Origin of the sequence: Brevibacterium sp. CCUG 69071 (assembly GCF_021023135.1) — a bacterium.
Lineage (GTDB): Bacteria > Actinomycetota > Actinomycetes > Actinomycetales > Brevibacteriaceae > Brevibacterium.
This window is the reverse complement of the sequence record NZ_PGFV01000011.1, coordinates 1-19,749: the sequence shown is the minus strand read 5'-3', so window position 1 is coordinate 19,749 and position 19,749 is coordinate 1. Positions and strand designations below refer to the sequence as shown.

Below are 19,749 nucleotides of genomic sequence, written 5' to 3'. Positions count from 1 at the left end.
GAGGTCGGGTCCTCCGGAAGTGGAGAACCCGACCCCAATCAGTCCGTGTGCCTGGATCAGACAGTCAGCACAACCTTGCCTGTGGTCTCACGTCCCTCCAGCGCCCGGTGCGCATCCGCGGCATCGGCCAGCGGGAACGTGGCGCCGATGCGGAAGTTGAGCCAGCCGTGTTCGATGCCGTTGAACAGCATCGCCGAACGCTTCGCCAGTTCCTCCGAATTGCGGACGAACCACGCCAGCGACGGACGGGACAGGAAGATTCCGCCCGACGAGTTCAAGCGCTGAATGTCGAACGGCGGCACCTGGCCCGACGCCCCACCGAAGAGCACCATCGACCCCAACGGCTTGATCGACGCCAACGACGCATCGAACGTCGTCTTACCGACACCGTCATACGCGACGTCGACGCCCTCACCATCGGTGAGCTCCTTGACCTTCGCAGTGATATCGACACCCTCACCGTAGAGGAACACGTCATCCGCCCCGGCCTTGCGCGACAGCTCTGCCTTCTCCTCCGTGCTCACCGTCGAGATGACATTGCCACCCAAGTGTTTGATGATCTGGGTCAGCAGCAGACCCACGCCACCGGCACCGGCGTGCACGAGTGCCGTCTGACCCGGCTTGATCTCATGCGAACTCGTCGCCAGGTACTGTGCCGTCAGGCCCTGCAGCGGCATCGCCGCAGCCACCTCCGCGGACACGCCCTCCGGCACTCGCAGAAGGAAATCGGAGTTGACGACGACCTGCGTCGCATACGAACCCGGGCCCTCATGCCACGCCACACGGTCTCCGACCTGCCAGGATTCGACGCCCTCGCCGACCTCGGCGATACGGCCCGTGCCCTCGGACCCGACGATATGCGGGTACTCCATCGGATACACGCCCGAACGACGATACGTATCAATGAAGTTCACGCCCGCCGCCTCGACATCGACGAGCACCTCACCGGCGCCCGGCTTCGGGGTCTCCACCTCACCGAACTCGAGAACCTCGGGTCCACCGGCCTGCATTGCACGAACTGCCTGGGTCATGACGCCTCCTGCATATAAATTAATTGCCTGGTATGGTTATACATATGAACGATCTTACGGTTGCCGTCTCCGGTGCCACCGGATACGCCGGGGGAGAGGTCCTCCGGCTGCTGAGCACTCACCCCCACTTGAACGTCACCACGGTGTGCGGACATTCCACCGCGGGTGAGAAACTCGGCCGACATCAACCCCATCTTCCCCGATTCTCTGACCTCGTGGTCCAGGAGTCCACCGCCGAGGTGCTCGCCGGTCACGATGTCGTCGTCCTCGCGCTCCCACACGGTCAGTCCGGACAGATCTCCGCCGAACTCGAACAGACGAGCCCCGACACCCTCATCGTCGACCTCGCCGCCGACCACCGCCTCATCAACGCAGCCGCGTGGGAGAGGTTCTACGGCTCCGCACACCAGGGCACCTGGACCTACGGTCTGCCCGAACTGCTGACCGCCAACGGAACGAAGCAGCGCGAGGCTCTAAAATCCACGAAGCGCATTGCCGTGCCCGGCTGCAATGTCACCGCAGTAAGCCTCGGGCTGGCACCGATTGTCCAGGCAGGGCTCGCCGCACCTGCCGGTCTCAACGCCGTCCTTGCGAATGGAGTCTCCGGCGCCGGGAAGGCACTCAAGCCGCACCTCACCGCCGCCGAGATCCTCGGCAACGCCTCGCCGTATGGCACCGGCGGCACTCACCGGCACGTGCCCGAGATCGAACAGAACCTCAATGGAGTCCTCGGTGCCGACGCAGCCGATGGCCCCACGCGGATCTCCTTCACCCCGACACTCGTGCCCATGGCCCGCGGGATCCTCGCGACCATCACCGCCGAAGCGGGTGAAGCTGCACCGCGCACCGCCGAAGGCCTCCTTGACGCCGCCGCGCTCAAGGACCAGCTCGCCGCAGCTTTCGCCCAAGCGTATGCCGACGAACCCTTCGTCCGTGTCCTGCGCGATGGCCAGTGGCCGCAGACCGCCGCGACGACCGGATCGAACGTCGCGCAGGTCCAGTTCACCGTCGACGAACGCGCCGAGAAGATCCTCGTCGTCGTGGCACTCGACAACCTCGTCCGCGGCACGGCCGGACAAGCGATCCAATCCATCCACCTGGCCCTCGGTCTCGACGAGACCACCGCCCTTCCCCTCGAAGGAGTCGCCCCATGAGCGTCACCGCCCCACTCGGCTTCACCGCCGCCGGACTCACCGCCGGACTCAAGCCGTCTGGCACCAAAGACCTCTCACTCGTGGTCAACAACGGCCCCGACACCGCCGTCGCCGCCGTCTACACGTCCAACCGGTGCAAAGCCAACCCCGTCCTGTGGTCCCAGAAGGCCTCGGCGAACGGGCAGGCCCGCGCCGTCGTCCTCAATTCCGGGGGAGCGAACTGCTACACCGGTGACTTCGGGTACGAGACGACGACCCTGACCGCGCAGACCACCGCCGAACTTCTCACCGAATCCGGCACCGATACCCCGGCTGATGATGTGCTCGTGTGCTCGACAGGCCTCATCGGCGTCGGCGGTCAGGACTTCCGCGACTCCATCGTGGGCAACCTCGCACCGCTCGTCGCTGCCGCTGACACCAGCGTCGAAGCTGGACAGTCCGCCGCCGAGGCGATCATGACCACCGACACCGTGGCGAAGGTCGCCACCCGCACCGGCTCCAGTGGGTACACGATCGGCGGGATGGCCAAGGGTGCGGGCATGCTCGCCCCAGGCCTGGCGACGATGCTCGTAGTCATCACCACCGATGCGAAACTCGACCAAGCGACTCTCGACCAGGCTCTGCGTGCCTCGACGAGCCAGTCCTTCGACCGCCTCGACACCGACGGCTGCATGTCGACGAACGACACCGTCATCCTCATGTCCTCCGGCGCCCACGACGCAGACGTCGACGCCGACGAGTTCACCACCCTGCTGCGCGAACTCTGCCTCGACCTCATGCACCAACTCCATGTCGACGCCGAAGGCGCCCACCACGACATCGCCATCACCACCCGCGGCGCCGCCAGCGAAGCCGACGCCGTCGAAGTCTCCCGCTCCGTGGCCCGATCGGCCCTGTTCAAGGCCGCGATCTTCGGGGAGGACCCGAATTGGGGTCGCGTCGTCGCTCAGGTAGGAACCACCTCGGCGGATTTTGATCCCACCGCCATCGACGTGATCATCAACGGCGTCCAGGTGTGCACGGCCTCCGGCCCCGACGAAGACCCCGCGAACGTCACGTTCGACCGCACCGTCGATGTCACCATCGATCTCCACGCCGGAGACGACACCGCCACCGTGTGGACCTCGGACCTCACCCACGACTACGTCGAAGAGAACAGCGCGTACTCCTCATGAACAGCCCCTTAGACATGTCCACGAAATCCACGGCCGCCCGGCTCGCCGCCGCCCAGGTCAAGGCCGAGGCGCTCACCGAGGCGCTGCCGTGGATCAAGACCTTCGCCGGCGCCACGATCGTCATCAAATACGGCGGCAACGCCATGGTCTCCCCGGAGCTGCAGCAGTCCTTCGCCGATGACATCGCGTTCCTCCGCTTCGCCGGCATCCGCCCCGTCGTCGTCCACGGCGGCGGCCCCCAGATATCGGCCATGCTGAAACGCTTGGGCATCGAGTCCGAGTTCAAAGCGGGACAGCGCGTGACCACCGAGGAAGCCGCCGAAGTCATCCGCATGGTCCTCTCCGGCCAGGTCAACCGCGACATTGTGTCCCGGATCAACCAGAACGGCGATGCCGCGATCGGCCTGTCCGGTGAAGACGCGGACCTCCTCCTCGCCCACAAAACCACCGCCGAGGCGGACGGCGAAGTCATCGACCTCGGCCGGGTGGGCGAGATCGCCCAGGTCAACACGACCGTGCTCACCGAACTCCTCGACGCCGGCCGAGTGCCCGTCATCTGCTCCATCGCCTCCGAGATCGGGGGAGAGGCGGGGAAGCCGCTCAACATCAATGCGGACCTGGCCGCCTCGGCGGTGGCGAAAGCGCTCAAAGCACACAAACTCATCATGCTCACCGATGTGCCCGGCCTCTACGCGAACTGGCCGGACACGTCCTCGCTCATCTCCCGCATCGACCCGGACAAGCTGCGCGAACTCCTGCCCTCGCTCGATTCGGGAATGATCCCGAAGATGACCGCGGCACTCGAGGCGATCGAGCACGGGGTCAAGCAGGCCCACATCATCGACGGCCGAATGGCACATTCCCTCCTCCTCGAGGTCTTCACCTCGGAGGGCATCGGCACCATGGTCGAAGACGCCATCGTCGAACCCGCACCGCTGGGCGACGGCCACCAGGCGAACCCCGCCGAGGCGGCCCCGACGGATGGTTTGAACGCTAGCAACGACAGCAACGGAGGACGTTCATGACTGAGACGACCGACCAGGCTTCGACCGGGCAGGCTTCCGATCAGGCAGAGACGTGGAGGGACGATTTCTCCCGTGTCCTGTCTCCGGTGTTCGGGTCCCCGCAGCTCGACCTTGTCCGCGGTGAGGGCTCCTATGTGTGGGATGCGGCAGGCAAGCAGTATCTTGATCTGCTCGCCGGCATCGCCGTCAACGCCCTGGGCCACTGCCACCCGGCGTGGGTTAGCGCCATCACCGAGCAGGCCTCGACGCTCGGCCACATCTCGAACTTCTTCACCTCGCCGGCCCAGATCGGCCTGGCCGAGAAACTCCACGAGGTCCTCGACTTGCCCGCAGGATCCGCCGTGTTCTTTTCGAACTCCGGCACCGAAGCCAACGAAGCGGCCTTCAAAATGGCCCGCCGCGCCGGGGGAGGGGGACGTCCCTTCATCATCGCCGTTGAGGGTGCCTTCCACGGCCGCACCATGGGATCACTGGCGCTGACGGCGAAGGAAGCCTACCGTGAGCCCTTCGCCCCCGGTGTCCCTGGCGTCGTGCACGTGCCCTACGGGGATGTCGAGGCACTCGAAGCCGCCATCAATGAGAACACCGCCGCCGTGTTCATCGAACCCATCCAAGGCGAAGTCGGCGTGCGCAAGCACCCGGAAGGCTATCTCAAGGCCGCCCGCGAGCTGACGACGAAGGTCGGGGCGCTGCTCGTCCTCGACGAAGTGCAGTCGGGCATCGCTCGCACCGGATACTGGTTCGCCCACCAGGACTGGTCGATCGGCGAAGGCGTCGTCCCGGACATCATCACCTCGGCGAAGGGACTTGGCGGCGGCATGCCGATCGGTGCCACCATCACCGTCGGTGACGCTAACACGAAGCTGCTCGAAGCCGGCCAGCACGGCACGACCTTCGGCGGCAACCCGATCGCCTGCGCGGCCGGGCTCGCAGTGCTCGAGACGATCGAGAAGGACGGGCTGCTCGACCATGCTCTCGACGTCAGTGACTGGCTGACACCGAAACTTACGGCCATCGACGGCATCGGCGAGATCACCGGTCAGGGCCTGCTCATCGGCATCGAACTGCTGCCGAGTGCCGCAGGCGAGATCCCGGATTCGAAGGCCGTCGCGGCCCGCGCACTCGACGCCGGGTTCATCATCAACCCGGTCGCCCCCGGCCGCCTGCGGCTGGCCCCGCCGCTGACCATCACGGAAGAGGAACTGGCCCCGTTCGTCGCGGCCCTGCCCGGCCTCATCGCCGGCTGATCCCCACTCACGCTTTCCAAAGGACCCACCATGACTCGCCATTTCCTCAAGGACACCGACCTCAGTCCGGCCGAACAGGCCGAGGTCCTCGACATCGCCGTCGAACTCAAGGCCGCCCCGTACTCGCGGACCCCGCTGGCCGGCCCGCAGACCGCCGCCGTCATCTTCGACAAGACCTCGACACGCACTCGGGTCTCGTTCGCCGCCGGCATCGCCGCGCTCGGCGGGCAGCCGCTCATCATCAACCCCGGTGAGGCACAGCTCGGGCACAAGGAATCCATCGCCGACACTGCGCAGGTGATGTCCCGGATGGTCTCGACGATCATCTGGCGCACCTACGCCCAGTCAGGCCTCGAAGAGATGGCCGGGCACTCCTCCGTGCCCGTCATCAACTCCCTGTCCGATGACTTCCACCCCTGCCAGATCCTGGCCGACCTGCTCACCATCCGCGAACACCGCGGCGACGTCAAGGGCCAGACCATGACGTACTACGGCGACGGGGCGAACAATATGGCCAACTCCTATGCCCTCGGCGGAGTCACAGCCGGAATGCACGTGCGCATCGCCGCCCCCGAAGGCTTCCAGCCTGCCTCCGCGATCGTCGCCGAAGCCGAAGCCCTTGCCGCCCAAACCGGCGGATCGCTCACCGTCACCGACGACCCCTTGGCCGCCGCCACCGGTGCCGACGTCCTCGTCACCGACACCTGGGTGTCCATGGGGCAGGACTCCGCCGGACGCGACGACGAGGCCTCTCCGTTCACGAAGTTCCAGGTCAACCAGGAACTCATGAACCTCGGAAACGACGCAATCTTCCTCCACTGCCTGCCCGCCTACCGCGGCAAAGAGGTCACGGCCGAAGTCATCGACGGCCCCGCCTCGGTGGTCTTCGACGAGGCCGAGAACCGCCTCCACGCGCAGAAGGCGCTCATGACCTTCCTCCTGGAGCGACGATGACCGAAGCGAATTCCGGGGCGAACAGCGCACCGCTGACGAAGACCGCCCGGCAGCAGAAGATCATCGATCTCATCACCCGCCAGTCCGTGCGGTCCCAGATCGAACTCGCCGAGGCGCTGGCAACGCAGGGCATCACCGTCACCCAGGCGACCCTCTCGCGCGACCTCGCCGAGGTGGGGGCCGTGAAGATCCGATCCACCGCGGGATCCGTGTACGCGGTCCCCGGTGAGGGCGGGGACCGGTCCCTGCAGCAGTCGACGGGGGAGTCCCTCGACGCGAAGCTGCCGCGGATCCTCGAGGAGCTGCTCGTCTCCGCGGTCTCCCAGGACAACACGGTCGTGCTGCGCACCCCGCCGGGGGCCGCCCAGTACCTGGCCTCGGCGATCGACCGGTCCTCGATGGTCGGGATCTTCGGAACCCTCGCCGGCGATGACACGGTGCTCGTCATCGCCGATGCCGCAGTTGGAGGAGCGGCCGTGGCGGAGACCTTCCTCGAATACGCGGCCGGCGGGTTGGCCGAGGGATAAACGGCCACCTCGGCGCGGGTGAAGACCTGCAACAATGACAACGAACGATGAAGCATGGACCGGCGGCGCGGGAGCGACGCGGTGACGAAAGGACGATCTGTGAGCGAACGACTGAGCCTGTGGGGCGGACGATTCTCCGACGGACCGGCCGATGCCCTGGCCGCGCTGAGCAAGTCCACGGACTTCGACTGGCGCCTGGCGAAGTACGACATCGCCGGCTCGAAGGCCCACGCGAAGGTCCTCCACCACGCGGGACTGCTCAGCGAGGACGAGTTGGCCGGGATGACCGATGCCCTCAATGAGCTGCTGCGCCGCGTCGAGACCGGCGAGTATGTGGCCGCGGAATCCGATGAGGACGTGCACTCCTCGCTCGAGCGCGGACTCATCGAGATCGCCGGACCCGAGCTCGGCGGAAAGCTGCGCGCCGGACGGTCACGGAACGACCAGATCGCGACGATGGGACGGATGTACCTGCGCGATCATGCCCGGGAGGTCGCCGGACTCGTCCTCGACACCGTCGAGGTGCTCATCGCGCAGGCCGAGGAGCATCCCGAGGCACCGATGCCCGGGCGCACGCACCTCCAGCACGCACAGCCCGTGCTGCTGGCCCACCATCTGCTCGCCCACGCGTGGCCGCTGCTGCGCGACGTCGACCGGTTCGTTGACTTCGATTCGCGGGCCGGGGTCTCCGCCTACGGTTCGGGAGCCTTGGCCGGGTCGTCGCTCGGCCTCGATCCGCAAGCCGTGGCCGCGGATCTCGGGTTCGCCGATTCGGTGGAGAACTCGATCGACGGAACTGCGAGCCGCGACGTCTTCGCCGAGTACCAGTTCATCACGGCGATGATCGGCATCAACCTCTCGCGCCTGTCCGAGGAGGTCATCGCGTGGGCGACGAAGGAGTTCTCGTTCGTCACCCTCCACGATGCGTACTCGACGGGGTCGTCGATCATGCCGCAGAAGAAGAACCCCGACATCGCCGAGCTCACGCGTGGCAAATCAGGTCGCCTCATCGGTGATCTCACCGGTCTGCTCTCGATGCTCAAGGCGCTGCCGCTGGCGTACAACCGGGACCTGCAGGAGGACAAGGAGCCGGTCTTCGACGCCACGGACACGCTCGAGCTGCTGCTGCCGGCGTTCACCGGGATGATCGCAACGCTGACGTTCAACACCGAACGGATGGCGTATCTGGCTCCGCGCGGATTCGCGCTGGCCACGGACATCGCCGAATGGCTCGTGCGCGAAGGCGTGCCGTTCCGGGTCGCCCATGAGCTCTCTGGCGCATGCGTGCAGCTGGCCGAGTCCCGCGACGTCGAGCTGTGGGATCTGACCGACGAGGACTTCGCCGGGATCTCTTCGCACCTCACGCCCGAGGTACGCGAGGTGCTCACGACCCTCGGATCGATCGACTCCCGATCAGCCAAGGGCGGCACAGCCCGGTCGGCCGTCGAGGCGCAGATCGCCAACGCGAAAGCCGAAGTGACGCGACTGCGGGAGTTCGCGGGGTCTGCCCGGAGTGTGTGACTGAGGGCCGTCGGTCAGCGATCGTCCGGGGCGATCCCGTTGCCCAGCCGCACGATCTGAGCGTTGAGATAGCGCTGCTCGGGAATGTTGGTGCACAACCTGCTCGCGGTTCGGTATGCCTCCAGCGCCTTTTCACGGTTGCCGAGCTTCTCGAGCATCGGGGCCCGGGCCGCGTGCAGCCGATGGCTTCGGCTCATGCGCTTGTCGTCGAGGAGCGGCTCGAGCATGCGCAGGGCAACCTTCGGCCCGTCGACCTCGTTGAGAGCCACGGCGTAGTTCATCGTCACTGTCGGTGAGGGTGAGACCCGCGAGAGCATGGAATAGAGCTCTGCGATCTGCGGCCAGTCGGTCTCCTCCCACGTGTCCGCCTCGGCGTGGACTGCCGAAATGGCCGCTTGCAGCTGGTACGCGCCGACCGGACCGACCGGCAGGGCACGCTCAAGCAGTGCGATGCCCTCCGCGACCGCCGCGTGATCCCACAGCCTGCGGTCCTGGTCCTTGAGTCGCACCAGGTCGCCGCCGGATGAAGTCCTCGCCGGTCGACGGGCATTGCTGAGCAAAAGGAGCGCGAGCAGGCCTGCAACCTCGCCCTCCGCCGGAAGCTCGTCATGGAGCAGATGCGCAAGGCGCAGAGCTTCGCTCGAGATCGCGCTGTCGGATACGTCGTCGCCTTCGGGAAGACTGTGCCCGGTCGTGAACAGCAGGTAGAGCGCGTGCAGAATGGCGGGCAGCCTGTCGGCCATCGATGCTGGGGAGGGAAAGCGTCGGTGGTGTTCGTCGATCGTCGCCTTCGCCCGGCTGATCCTCTGCCCGGCGGTAGCGTCGGGGATGAGGAAGACAGCGGCGATCTGCTTCGTGCTCAGGCCCAATACCGCCCGCAGAGCCAAGGTCACCTGTGATTCGGTGGTGAGAGCCGGATGGCAGCACAGAGCGAGGACCTCCAATGAGGCATCCTGGTCTACGAGTGCTGAATTGGGAACCTCGGCGACTCCGGACCGGGCGGTTTCCTCGACGAAGCGATGTTCACGTTCACGCCGGGACCCATCCTGCCGCCATGAGTCAACGAGGCGGCGCGACGCCACCCGCAGCAGCCAACCCCTTGGCCTGTCGGGGATTCCATCCATAGGCCATTGCTGAGAGGCATCAAGCAGTGCCTCCTGCACGGCGTCTTCGCAGGAGGCGAAGTCACCGAATCGGCGCACCAAGGCAGCGAGGACGTGCGGCGTCTCTAGCCGCAACACGTCCTCGCTGGTGGGATCTGTCATACGTTGCCGTCATCTCCGAACACCATGATCGGCCGCAGTTCCACTGTCTCTCCCGGGCCGGAGAATCGGGCGGCGATCGCTTCGGCCCGCTCCTGCGACTCGACATCGATCGAGAAGAACCCCGCGAGGTGTTCCTTCGTCTCCGCGTACGGGCCATCGCTCGAGGTCGGTTCGCCCGCACTCCAGCGGTAGAGCATCGACGTGGCCGGGTCGCCGAGGGCTTCTCCGCCCAGCAGCTCGCCGTTCTCTTGGAGCTCACCGAGGAGGTTTTCGAAGTCGGAGTTCATCTTGTCCTTCTGCTCCTTCGGCAGTTCTTGGACTTCTGCTACATAGTCGCCAGTGGGATGACCCCAAGGCTGCGGGTTCGAGTGAATGAGAATGACGTACTTCATTGTTCTGCCTTTCGTCGAGGACCGCCTCTCGGCCCTTCCAGTGTGACATCGGAGCCGAGACGCCGATTTCGACGTCGCTCGGGAGTTTTTCACGAAGTATTTCCTATCGGCCCCGCAAGGAATCGCTCTGGCTGCCGATACCGCTGAGTGGCTCGCAACAATGTGCGCTTCCGCGTGCCCTATGAGCTCTCAGGTGCGTAGGTGCAGCTACCCGCGGAGTGTGTGAAGATTGCCCCTCAAATCTGCGGGCTCAATTCAGCGGCGAGATCACAGCGATAGAGAGCTCTTCGAGCAACTGATCCAACTCGACTCGGCCGGCGCCTTCACCAATGGCGCCGGCCGCAGTCAGTTTCTGAGAAAGGGTCAAAGCATCACGACCGTGGATCAGTCGATCGGCGAACAGAACCATGGCCTCGGCGTTCGGATCTCCGGTCATCTCTGCCTGGCGTGAGTTCCATACGATCCCGGCGAGGTTCAGTGCTGATGTGTGGATCGCCTTCGCCACTGCCCGCGTGCAAGGGTAATGCTCTTGTTGAGACGATGCGATTGCAGATCGGGCGATACCCAACGTCTTCAGCTGTGGGTCGCGCAAGTCCACAACTCGAATGGCCTCGGTCGTGACAAGTTCGCAATGGAGCTGGCCGTAGAACTGGTCTTCTGACACCTCACGGACGTCCCAATCGCCGACATCGCGCAAAACTGTTTCGAGGAGAACTGCATGCGGTGTCTCCGCCAAATAGAAGGTAGGCACTCGAGAGTCTGAGGCGGCGGCGTCGAATGGGGAGAAGCGCGCATCACCATATCCGGGATTGGGTTCTGTATGCCCGAATCTCGAGCTGTATACCCGATGCCAGGAGGTGCCCACCGTGACCGTGTGCGTCGGCAGCACTCCGGAGAGGGCGCTCTCGACTAAGAGTTCTTTGGCAACAGGGCACTTGGCGGGAGCGGGGCAGTCGAGGTCTTCGGGGCCGATTCTCGCACTCATGCGCCAGCGGGGAAAGCCAGGTCGGCTGCACGACGCTCGACGGCGCGGCGCACTCGTTCCAGATCAGTGTGTACCGCCTCGGCGGGAATTTCGCCGCTGAGGAGTCCAGCGGGACTGGTGAGCCACGACCATAGAGACCAGGGTTCCATCCCGGCCGACAGGAGTGGTTTGACCAGATGCTCGCTGATGAGCCGATCGAGCTGCCCATCGGGAGACAATTGAACTAGAGGGACTAGGGATCGGCCGGTGGCGTCGACGCTGAATATCAGATTGTCCCGGCGGAGGCGATTGACCCAGGATCGTGCGCCTCCCTCGCTGGTTCTGCGCATACCGGCGAGGTCTTTGTAGCTCGCAGCGCCTTCATCCTGGATCAGGCGGACACGTGCCTTGGCGGTTCGCTTGGCCTGCTTCTGAGTTGCCTCTGAAATCAGCGGGATATCGTCGATATATGCGTGGTCCACCGTGTCTCGCAACTGTGTGCGCGTTTCAATGCGGAGCTTGGTGTGCTTGGCGTAGGCGTTGATAGCTTCCTGCGCCTGTGCTTGAGTCAAGCCGTGCAACTCCAACTCTGGTGACGCTGTCGGCTCGTGCGCTTGTGCGGTCATGGCAACCTCCTTGGCATTCCAATTGTAACGCCTGCAACACTTGCTAATCCAGTGTTGCACTTGTTGCGCGTAGTGGATCCCGGATATTTTCAGATGTTCCGGGTCATGGGCCTACCGCTTCCTCGCACCCCGTAGAATTGACCCCGTCGGTGCCGCACCGGCACCACACAGATTCGAAAGGACCGAAGTGACCGACATCTTCAGTGAACTCAAGGCCCGCGGCCTCGTAGCGGTTTCGACCGACGAGGCTGCCCTGCAGAAAGCCCTGGCCGAGGAGTCGCTGACCTATTACGTCGGTTTCGATCCCACCGCGCCGAGCCTGCACATGGGCAACCTCGTCCAGCTGCTCACCGCCGCCCGACTCCAGCAGGCCGGGCACAACCCGCTGGCCCTTGTCGGCGGCGCGACCGGTCTCATCGGTGACCCGCGGATGTCGGGGGAGCGGACGCTCAACCCCCGCGAGGTCGTCGAGGAATGGGTGAACAAGATCCGCATCCAGGTCGAGAAGTTCCTCGACTTCGACGGCCCCCACGCCGCGCAGATCGTCAACAACCTCGACTGGACGTCCCAGATGTCGGCCATCGATTTCCTCCGCGACGTCGGCAAGCACTTCCCGGTCAACCGGATGCTCGCCAAGGAGTCCGTGTCCGCCCGCCTGAACAGCGAGGCCGGAATCTCCTTCACCGAGTTCTCCTACCAGGTGCTCCAGGGCAACGACTACCTCGAGCTGCATCGCCGCTACGGCTGCTCCCTGCAGACCGGCGGCTCCGACCAGTGGGGCAACCTCACCTCGGGCGTCGATCTCATCCGCCGCGTCGAGCAGCACAGCGTCCATGCCCTGGCCACACCGCTGATCACGAAGGCCGACGGCACGAAGTTCGGCAAGACCGAGTCCGGCACGGTCTGGCTCGACTCGTCGATGACCAGCCCGTACGCCTTCAGCCAGTTTTGGCTCAACGCCGATGACCGTGACGTGGTCAAGTACCTCAAGGTCTTCTCGCTGCGCTCGCTCGAGGAGATCGACGCGATCGAGGCCGAGTTCACCGCGGCCCCGCACACCCGCATCGCCCAGAAGGCCCTCGCCGAGGATGTCACCACCCTCGTCCACGGCCGCAATGCCTACGAGCAGGCCATTGCCGCGGCCTCCGCGCTGTTCGGCGGGGGAGAGCTGGCAGCGCTCGACGCCTCCACCTTGGGTGCGGCGACCTCGGAGCTGCCGCGTGGAGAGATCAGCGCCGCCCAGCTCTCCGAAGGCCTGCCCGTGGCCGATGCCTTCGTGACCTCGGGCATCGTCAAGTCCAAGGGCGAGGCCCGCCGTGCCATCAAGGACGGCGGAGCGTACGTCAATAACGTCAAGGTCGGTGCTGAGGATCAGACCATCACCCCCGCCGAGGTGCTCCCCACCGAAGCCGGGGGAGTGATCCTCCTGCGCCGGGGTAAGAAGACCCTGGGAGCCGTCGACATCGTCGGCTGAGTCTGGTCCCGAGCAGCGGCTCGGCCCTACAAGCAAAACCCTTGTCATCGCGGATGACAAGGGTTTCGCTTGTATCTGGTGGATGGCCATCGAGAAGTATCCGGCTATCTTCATGGCGCGGGCGAGCGTGATGGCACAGACTGAATCCAGAGACCTGTCGAAACGAGGAGACTATGCGAACACTGCTCAACATCATCTGGTTCATCTTCAGCGGCCTGTGGCTCGCGCTCGGCTACTACCTGGCCGGCATCATCTGCTGCATCCTCATCGTCACCATTCCGTGGGGCATCGCCTCCTTCCGGATCGGCAACTATGCACTCTGGCCCTTCGGCCGGGAGGTCATCGAGGCCAGGCCCGCAGGAGTCGCCACGACCCTGGGCAACATCATCTGGGTGATCGTCGCCGGCATCTGGCTGGCCATCGGACACGTGGTCACCTCGATCCCGCTCTTCGTCTCCATCATCGGAATCCCCTTGGGCTGGGCGAACATCAAACTGATCCCCGTCTCCCTCATGCCGCTGGGCAAGACGATCGTCGACAGCAACCAGCTGATGCCCGGCTACCGCGGGGCCGGGCAAACGTTTGGTCGGCACGATGGTGCTGGGTGAGACAATGGGAGCGCGGTTCCTGGTCAGCGAGAATCTGGTCGTCGAATTCGACTAGGGCATTGATCGACGCACTTGTGATTGATCCGTCTGCCGGCCCAAGGCGATTCTTACCAGCCAAGCCCGGACAATGCCGAATCGAGCCGAACGAGTGTCGAGGCGGAAGGCTTACGTGCAGGGAATCGAACAGTGTCGTGATCGATGAGACCTCTCCTCACGAGGACCTGCTTGTGAATCGCCCACGCGTCGCCTGGTGTGACTCCGATGTCAAGGAGGGGTTGAATGCGGCGGACCTCTTCGTTCACATCGACGGTGGTATCAGCGCCGAGCAACGCCGATACGATTGGTCTGAACAGGTCAGTGATTTCGCAGGCTGGCATTGTCCCGCAGGCACCGTTTCGGAACTCTGAGATGAGCTCTCTTGCGTTGAGCCCACCGAGCACAGGGAAGCCCTGAGCGACTTTGGAGACGACAACCTTGACCTTCTCTGCTGTCGGCGGGGCCTCAACCTTGACCGCGGATATCCCTGAGCATTCGGACATCTCTGCGATTCGATCGGCTGGAATCGTCACCGAAGATGGTCCCGGCGCGTCCTGCACCATGATCGGGGTCTCAGTGTTCTGCGCGACGTCGACGAAGAACTCGACAAGCTGATCCTCGGCGGGCTTTGCGAGATATGGGGGGAGCACCATAAGCGCGTCCGCTCCCCATTCGCGTGCTTGGAGCCCAGCTTCGATGGCGGTTGTCGTGCTTGTCGCGTTGATGCCAGCGATGATGGTGAAGCCATCGCCGACCTCCTTGCGAGCGGTGCGGAGAATGCTCTCGCGCTCTTGGGTCGTCAGTGCGAAGCCCTCGCTGGCCATTCCGAAAACGGCGAACCCATCAGCTCCCGATGTGACTTGGAAGTCGATAAGGCGACGAAGCGAATCCAGATCCACCTCTTCGTTGGGAGAGAAGGGGGTGGCGAGAATTGGAAGCAGACCGTGAAGCTTCATGTTTATGCCTCCTGAGCAAGATGGCGAACAGTGTCAATATCGATGTCGATTCCCAGACCGGGGCCTGTCGGCACTTGAAAGCCGGCGGGTCCGATTGCCATGGGTGTGCGTAAGAGAGACTGCGCGACGCCGACGGTGTCTGGCTGGTACTCAAAGAACGGGCTGTGAGGCAGTGCGGCGCTGACATGGATTCCGGCAGCCAACGCGACTCCGAGTCCAACCGAATGGTGGCACGCTGTCGGAATATGGTGAGCGCTTAAAACGGTCGCGATGTCGATGGCTTCCGTGATTCCGGTTCGTGCGACGTCTGGCTGTGCAAGGCCCAGCGAACGTCGCACTGCCCATTCGGAGAACTCGTATCGATTGCGCATGGCTTCGCCGACTGCGATCGGGGTTCTTACTCGACGAACCAATTCGGCGTGACCATCTATATCTTCCGGCGCGAGCGGCGCCTCCAGAAATAGCGCGCCGCGGGCATCTAGTTCTGCACCTAGTCGAAGGGCATCTGGGAGCGAATAAGCCCAGTGCGCATCGATTGCCAATCCGACCGTTGGAGCGGCCTCGGCTACAGCGTCGAAAGTGGCAAGGTCCGCATCCACGCCCTTACCCAGAGCAAGCTTGATTCGTGTGGCACCGCGATCGACCCACTGCTCTGCCAGCTGCGCCCGCTCGTGATCGGTGGGGACCGGTAGCCCTGAGATATAGGCAGGGACGGTGTCGCGGTGTCGGCCCCCGAGCAAATCGCTGACTGAGCTTCCGAGCGCCTGGCCCGCAGTATCCCACAGAGCAGTATCGAGCGCAGCCAGTGCATCCGCTTGATGCCCGACGAGGTGTCCACGTTCACGCATCAGACCACGCAACTTTTCCCATAGCGGTCTCACGGCAGTGGGATCTTGGCCGATGAGCTGCGGCGCGAGAAGCCTGTCGATGATGGCGGCTGGCACTTCTGGCGCTACAGGGGCTAATGCCTCGCCCCAACCAACGATGCCATCGTCGGTGTGAACCGAGACCAGCGTGGTTTCAAATTTTCCGGAATAGAGGCTACGCCAAGGGGGTCTCACCGTGTACTCCGCCGAGCCACGAGGATCCCATCCGTCATCGTGGACGCCAAGATAAGCCCGCGGTGAAGGAAGCTTGAGGACGTAGGTCTCGATGTGCTCAATACGCATTATCGATGCTTTCTGTGGAAGTCATGCTTCAATACTGCAGTGCACTTGCATAATATGCAAATAGATTCCATAATGGCTATATGAATGCCGAACGATCAACTAACCAGAGCGTCGATAGAGCGCTCTCGGTCCTCACCTTGTTCACCAGCAATAGCCCGTCACTGCGTGTCTCGGACGTCGCCTCAGGCCTCGGCCTCGGAGTGTCGACCGCCTCGCGTTTGCTGGCTACCCTGGAGGAATCGGGGTTCCTCCGTAAGGATTCCAAATCTCAGCGTTACGAACTTGGTCAGCAGATCATCTCGTTGGGCGGGGTGGCGTTGAACAATGAGCCGATCTATCGCAATTCGCGAGCGGTGACTCAGCGGCTGGCGTGGGAACTCGGCTTGGGCGCGAACGTTGCCGTGCGTCAGGGAACCGTTCTTCGCTATTTGCAGAATGTCGAAGGGCCAATGGCCCCGAAGTCATACACCCTCCTCGGTCAGACAAATCCTTTGCACGCGACAGGTATGGGCAAGGCGCTGATGCTTGATCTCTCCGCCAGCGAGCGTGAGGCACTTCTTGGATCTGAAGATCTACCTGCCTACACGACCAATACGATCGTCAGCCACTCCGATCTCGAGGTCGAGCTTCAGCGGTCTTCCGAACGGGGCTACTGTACCGAGATCAATGAACTTGCGCTCGGCAGGGCGTGCATTGCAGCGCCGATTCGGGACTTCACCGGACAAGTCGTGGCAGCCATCTCCCTTTCGGGAGCCTTGTCGGCAATCAACCTCACTGAGAGGGAGGCTGAACTGGCGCGAATCATCATTGAAGCTGCAGACACGATCAGCGTTGCCTCGGGTTATCTCAGTCCGCAGCCGCAACATCGCTGAACACCGCAAGTCCCCCCCATCACAATGGAGTGAAATGAGAATGCAGAACACCGTTACATCAAATAGATCCGAGCAGACACCGGCCCGCCGCGTGGTTATGGCGGCCACGGTTGGAAACTTTGTCGAGTGGTTCGATATCGGCGTATACGGCACGATGTCGGCGAGTCTGTCGAAACACCTCTTCGATTCAACAGACCCAGTGTCTGCACTGCTATCGACCTTCGCGGTCTTTGCCGTCGGCTTCGTCATTCGACCCGTCGGTGGTCTTGTTTTCGGCCCCATGGCGGACCGGATCGGACGCAACCGTGTACTGGTCATCACGGTTGCGCTAACCTCACTGTCAACGGCTGCGATCGGCATCCTCCCGAGCTACGAGACAATCGGTGTGCTTGCACCTCTTCTGCTCATTGCCATTCGACTGTTGCAGGGATTTGGTGCGGGTGGTGAGACGTCGAGTGCGGTCGGTCTCCTCTATGAGTATGCGCCGCGTGATAAGCGTGGCTTCTATACAAGTCTCAGCGCTGCCACGGGGTTTGTGGCATTCGTCGCTTCTGCGGGTCTCGCGCTGGGTCTGACATTGGGCCTCGGCGATGAAGCAGTCAGTGAATGGGCTTGGCGAATCCCATTCTTAGTTGCGCTTCCGCTGGGCTTGATTGCGCTCTATCTTCGGTCCCAGCTGGATGACAGCCCGGTGTTCCGCCAGATGCAGTCAGATGAGGAACTCTCGGTGTCCCCGCTCCGTGAGACCTTCCAGAAGGCGCGTGTAGCGATGCTGGTGCTGGCAGGACTCGTGGTGCTCAAGGGAGTAGCACATTGGACCCTTCAGACGTTCATGGTCTCCTATATGGAAGACACCCTTGGGTTCACTATGACGGAGTCTTTCCTTGCTTCGACGATCGCCATGGCTGTCGTGATGGTGCTTATTCCGCTCTCCGGCATCATCTCCGACAAGATCGGTCGAAAGCCAGTGCTCGGGGCTGGAGCAGTCGGACTCTTCGTTTTGGCTTGGCCGGCAATCACGCTGATGACACTGGAGAATGCGCCATTGGCGATCGCAGCGATGGTGCTCCTCGCTTTGCCGGTGGCCGCCTATGATGGTGCGATCAACGCAATCATGGCGGAGATGTTCCCCGCTCGAATCCGTACTGGAGCGATGGCGATTCCCTACAACGTTGCCGTCAGCCTCCTCGGGGGAACGGCGCCGTATATTGCCGCTTGGTTGACAGTGACCACCGGTTACAAGCAGGCCCCGAGCTTCTATCTCATGCTGGCCGCGGCCGTCACCTTCGTTACACTCATCCGCTTCGTCAGGGAGACTGCGGGCCCTAAAGCAACTTTCTCACCCGAGAACTAGTGGTGGGCTAAGCGGCGCCGCTCTTCAACTCTGGTCGGTTAATGGTTTGCATTGCGCCAATGGCGTGTTCGCCCCTGGCCGCATAGCGAGTCCGAGTCTGACGCTCAGCAACCGGCTGACGCCCGGCTACCGCAGGGTCCGAGGCGCAGTCGGGGCTGGGAGATGATGCTGGGTTCTACGCGATCTGCTCTTGGAGCTCTTCGAGTGAGATCTCTCCTCGCCTCACTGCAGTCAGTACGCGGTGCGTACGAATCACCCGGGGCAAGGTGATGACGATGAGGCCGCCGAGGATGTTGAAGACGATGACGATCCAGAACCACTGCAGAAATTCGGGAATCGAAATGTCGGCACCCGCCAGCATGGCAGCGAAGATGACGATCGCGTTGATCGCACCGTGAAGCATCCCGACCCCGATGACCAGCAGGCCGGTGCTTATGCACACGATAGCCTTGACGACGTCGTTCGTGGTTCCCTGCTGCATCCGGGTCGCCAGTGTGATGGTGGCCCCGGCCAGCAGCGCGAGGGCGATCATGACGATCGGTGAGGACTGGTCGGTGTAGCCGATCGCCATATCGGCCAGAGTCGAATGGTAGTCGGGAAGGCCGAGCACGATCAGCCAGGCGAAGGCCAGGCCGCCCAAGAGGTTGGTGACCAAGGTGACCAGCCACAGACGGACCACCTGAAACCAACTGGCCTGCCCGGCGATGACAGCGTTGATCGGCAGGAGGAACTCTTCGGTGAAGAGCTCCGAATGCGCGAGCTTGAGCGCGAGAAGTCCGATGCCGAATGCCATGCCGGCGAGGATGTCGGAATCCGTGGCCTGTTTGACGAGAATCATCGCAAGAATGCCCAGCCCGATGTCAACGCCACCGAACAAGCCGGTGATGACGAGTTCCGGCCACTTGCGGTTGAGTCGTTTGGCTCCCTCGGTCACGGTGGTGGCGGCCTCATCGACGAGGGCATCTTCCATATCGAAGTCGTTGCCGCCGAGTCGTCTGCGTTGCTGTCTCTGAGTCATCGGGCCAGTCTAGGAGTCGTCCATGACAGATCTGACAGCGCGCAGGTGACCGTTGTCACAAGCAAGAATCCGGTTTCGAGTTGCACGCACATCCCGAACTGGTCTAGAGTTATATCTCGTTGCCCCGGCGATAACGGTTCGAAACGAAACGTTGTACACAGGGTGTGACCAGGACAAACACTCAGATGTTTGGTTGGTTTCCCAGCAGGGCAACAAGAAGCTGATACCCCCAGTGAACGTGCCGCGTGTTTGTGTGGTTCGGTGATGGGTGTGTGTTTGTGGTTTGAGAATCCAATAGCGTGTTTGTTTGAACAATTAGTGATGCCAGATAATTATTTTCTGGTAAGACAACCACATGATCAAACATTTGGTGCCGACCCT

At 63.2% G+C, this 19,749-nt stretch carries 20 protein-coding genes; 12 read left to right on the top strand and 8 right to left on the bottom strand.

Annotation, left to right across the window (positions count from 1 at the left end):
• Window positions 1-56 precede the first annotated feature (56 nt).
• Window positions 57-1,031 carry a quinone oxidoreductase family protein gene (locus CV023_RS18430; RefSeq protein WP_230748534.1) on the bottom strand — a complete coding sequence of 325 codons (975 nt, stop codon included), beginning with the start codon at window positions 1,029-1,031 and terminating at the stop codon, window positions 57-59.
• Window positions 1,032-1,075: 44 nt separating this feature from the next.
• Between CV023_RS18430 and argC the strand changes: the two genes are divergently transcribed.
• Genes argC through argH form a run of 7 tightly spaced genes read left to right on the top strand, consistent with a single transcriptional unit; the run spans window position 1,076 to window position 8,634 of the window.
• Window positions 1,076-2,185, top strand: a complete 1,110-nt coding sequence (gene argC / locus CV023_RS18425; RefSeq protein WP_230748533.1) for an N-acetyl-gamma-glutamyl-phosphate reductase — start codon at window positions 1,076-1,078, stop codon at window positions 2,183-2,185.
• Window positions 2,182-3,360: a bifunctional glutamate N-acetyltransferase/amino-acid acetyltransferase ArgJ gene (argJ, locus tag CV023_RS18420; protein WP_230748532.1), complete on the top strand. Its 1,179-nt coding sequence runs from the start codon at window positions 2,182-2,184 to the stop codon at window positions 3,358-3,360. Before argC ends, argJ begins: the two co-directional genes overlap by 4 nt.
• Window positions 3,361-3,374: 14 nt before the next feature.
• Window positions 3,375-4,385: an acetylglutamate kinase gene (argB, locus tag CV023_RS18415; RefSeq protein WP_230748531.1), complete on the top strand. Its 1,011-nt coding sequence runs from the start codon at window positions 3,375-3,377 to the stop codon at window positions 4,383-4,385.
• Window positions 4,382-5,632, top strand: coding sequence for an acetylornithine transaminase (locus tag CV023_RS18410; protein ID WP_230748530.1), 1,251 nt, complete (start codon window positions 4,382-4,384; stop codon window positions 5,630-5,632). Before argB ends, CV023_RS18410 begins: the two co-directional genes overlap by 4 nt.
• A gap of 30 nt (window positions 5,633-5,662) precedes the next feature.
• Entirely contained in the window at window positions 5,663-6,586 is a 924-nt protein-coding gene (gene argF / locus CV023_RS18405; RefSeq protein WP_230748529.1) for an ornithine carbamoyltransferase, read from the top strand.
• A complete protein-coding gene (locus CV023_RS18400) occupies window positions 6,583-7,113 on the top strand; it encodes an arginine repressor (RefSeq protein ID WP_230748528.1) in 531 nt (176 codons plus the stop codon). The genes argF and CV023_RS18400 overlap by 4 nt, the downstream gene beginning before the upstream one ends.
• Before the next feature lie 54 nt (window positions 7,114-7,167).
• Window positions 7,168-8,634, top strand: coding sequence for an argininosuccinate lyase (argH, locus tag CV023_RS18395; protein ID WP_284934626.1), 1,467 nt, complete (start codon window positions 7,168-7,170; stop codon window positions 8,632-8,634).
• 14 nt (window positions 8,635-8,648) lie between these two features.
• Here argH and CV023_RS18390 read toward each other — a convergent pair whose 3' ends face one another.
• The 4 genes from CV023_RS18390 to CV023_RS18375 form a co-directional block, all read right to left on the bottom strand.
• Complete coding sequence (locus CV023_RS18390; protein ID WP_230748526.1) at window positions 8,649-9,899, bottom strand: RNA polymerase sigma factor; 1,251 nt, start codon at window positions 9,897-9,899, stop codon at window positions 8,649-8,651.
• Complete coding sequence (locus CV023_RS18385) at window positions 9,896-10,291, bottom strand: YciI family protein (protein ID WP_230748525.1); 396 nt, start codon at window positions 10,289-10,291, stop codon at window positions 9,896-9,898. The genes CV023_RS18390 and CV023_RS18385 overlap by 4 nt, the downstream gene beginning before the upstream one ends.
• Before the next feature lie 250 nt (window positions 10,292-10,541).
• Window positions 10,542-11,276 carry an RES family NAD+ phosphorylase gene (locus tag CV023_RS18380; protein WP_230748524.1) on the bottom strand — a complete coding sequence of 245 codons (735 nt, stop codon included), beginning with the start codon at window positions 11,274-11,276 and terminating at the stop codon, window positions 10,542-10,544.
• Window positions 11,273-11,881 (bottom strand): hypothetical protein, encoded by a 609-nt coding sequence (locus CV023_RS18375; protein ID WP_230748523.1) that lies wholly within the window; start codon window positions 11,879-11,881, stop codon window positions 11,273-11,275. The genes CV023_RS18380 and CV023_RS18375 overlap by 4 nt, the downstream gene beginning before the upstream one ends.
• Before the next feature lie 187 nt (window positions 11,882-12,068).
• Between CV023_RS18375 and tyrS the strand changes: the two genes are divergently transcribed.
• Both tyrS and CV023_RS18365 read left to right on the top strand, forming a co-directional pair.
• Window positions 12,069-13,355: a tyrosine--tRNA ligase gene (gene tyrS, locus CV023_RS18370; protein WP_230748522.1), complete on the top strand. Its 1,287-nt coding sequence runs from the start codon at window positions 12,069-12,071 to the stop codon at window positions 13,353-13,355.
• Window positions 13,356-13,528: 173 nt separating this feature from the next.
• On the top strand, window positions 13,529-13,963 hold the full coding sequence (locus CV023_RS18365) for a YccF domain-containing protein (RefSeq protein ID WP_230748521.1): 435 nt from the start codon (window positions 13,529-13,531) through the stop codon (window positions 13,961-13,963).
• 107 nt (window positions 13,964-14,070) lie between these two features.
• Here CV023_RS18365 and CV023_RS18360 read toward each other — a convergent pair whose 3' ends face one another.
• A complete protein-coding gene (locus tag CV023_RS18360; protein WP_230748520.1) occupies window positions 14,071-14,955 on the bottom strand; it encodes a dihydrodipicolinate synthase family protein in 885 nt (294 codons plus the stop codon).
• A gap of 2 nt (window positions 14,956-14,957) precedes the next feature.
• Window positions 14,958-16,124 (bottom strand): mandelate racemase/muconate lactonizing enzyme family protein, encoded by a 1,167-nt coding sequence (locus CV023_RS18355; protein ID WP_230748519.1) that lies wholly within the window; start codon window positions 16,122-16,124, stop codon window positions 14,958-14,960.
• A gap of 80 nt (window positions 16,125-16,204) precedes the next feature.
• Between CV023_RS18355 and CV023_RS18350 the strand changes: the two genes are divergently transcribed.
• Both CV023_RS18350 and CV023_RS18345 read left to right on the top strand, forming a co-directional pair.
• The gene (locus CV023_RS18350) at window positions 16,205-16,996 is read left to right on the top strand and encodes an IclR family transcriptional regulator (protein ID WP_230748518.1); all 792 of its coding nucleotides are present in this window, start codon (window positions 16,205-16,207) and stop codon (window positions 16,994-16,996) included.
• 34 nt (window positions 16,997-17,030) lie between these two features.
• Window positions 17,031-18,350: an MFS transporter gene (locus CV023_RS18345; protein ID WP_230748517.1), complete on the top strand. Its 1,320-nt coding sequence runs from the start codon at window positions 17,031-17,033 to the stop codon at window positions 18,348-18,350.
• 175 nt (window positions 18,351-18,525) lie between these two features.
• On the opposite strand, the gene CV023_RS18340 is transcribed toward CV023_RS18345, so the two are convergent.
• On the bottom strand, window positions 18,526-19,368 hold the full coding sequence (locus tag CV023_RS18340) for a formate/nitrite transporter family protein (protein ID WP_230748516.1): 843 nt from the start codon (window positions 19,366-19,368) through the stop codon (window positions 18,526-18,528).
• Window positions 19,369-19,557: 189 nt separating this feature from the next.
• On the opposite strand from CV023_RS18340, the gene CV023_RS18335 reads away from it, so the two are divergent.
• On the top strand, window positions 19,558-19,749 hold a 192-nt coding region (locus CV023_RS18335; RefSeq protein ID WP_230748515.1), incomplete at its 3' end, for a hypothetical protein.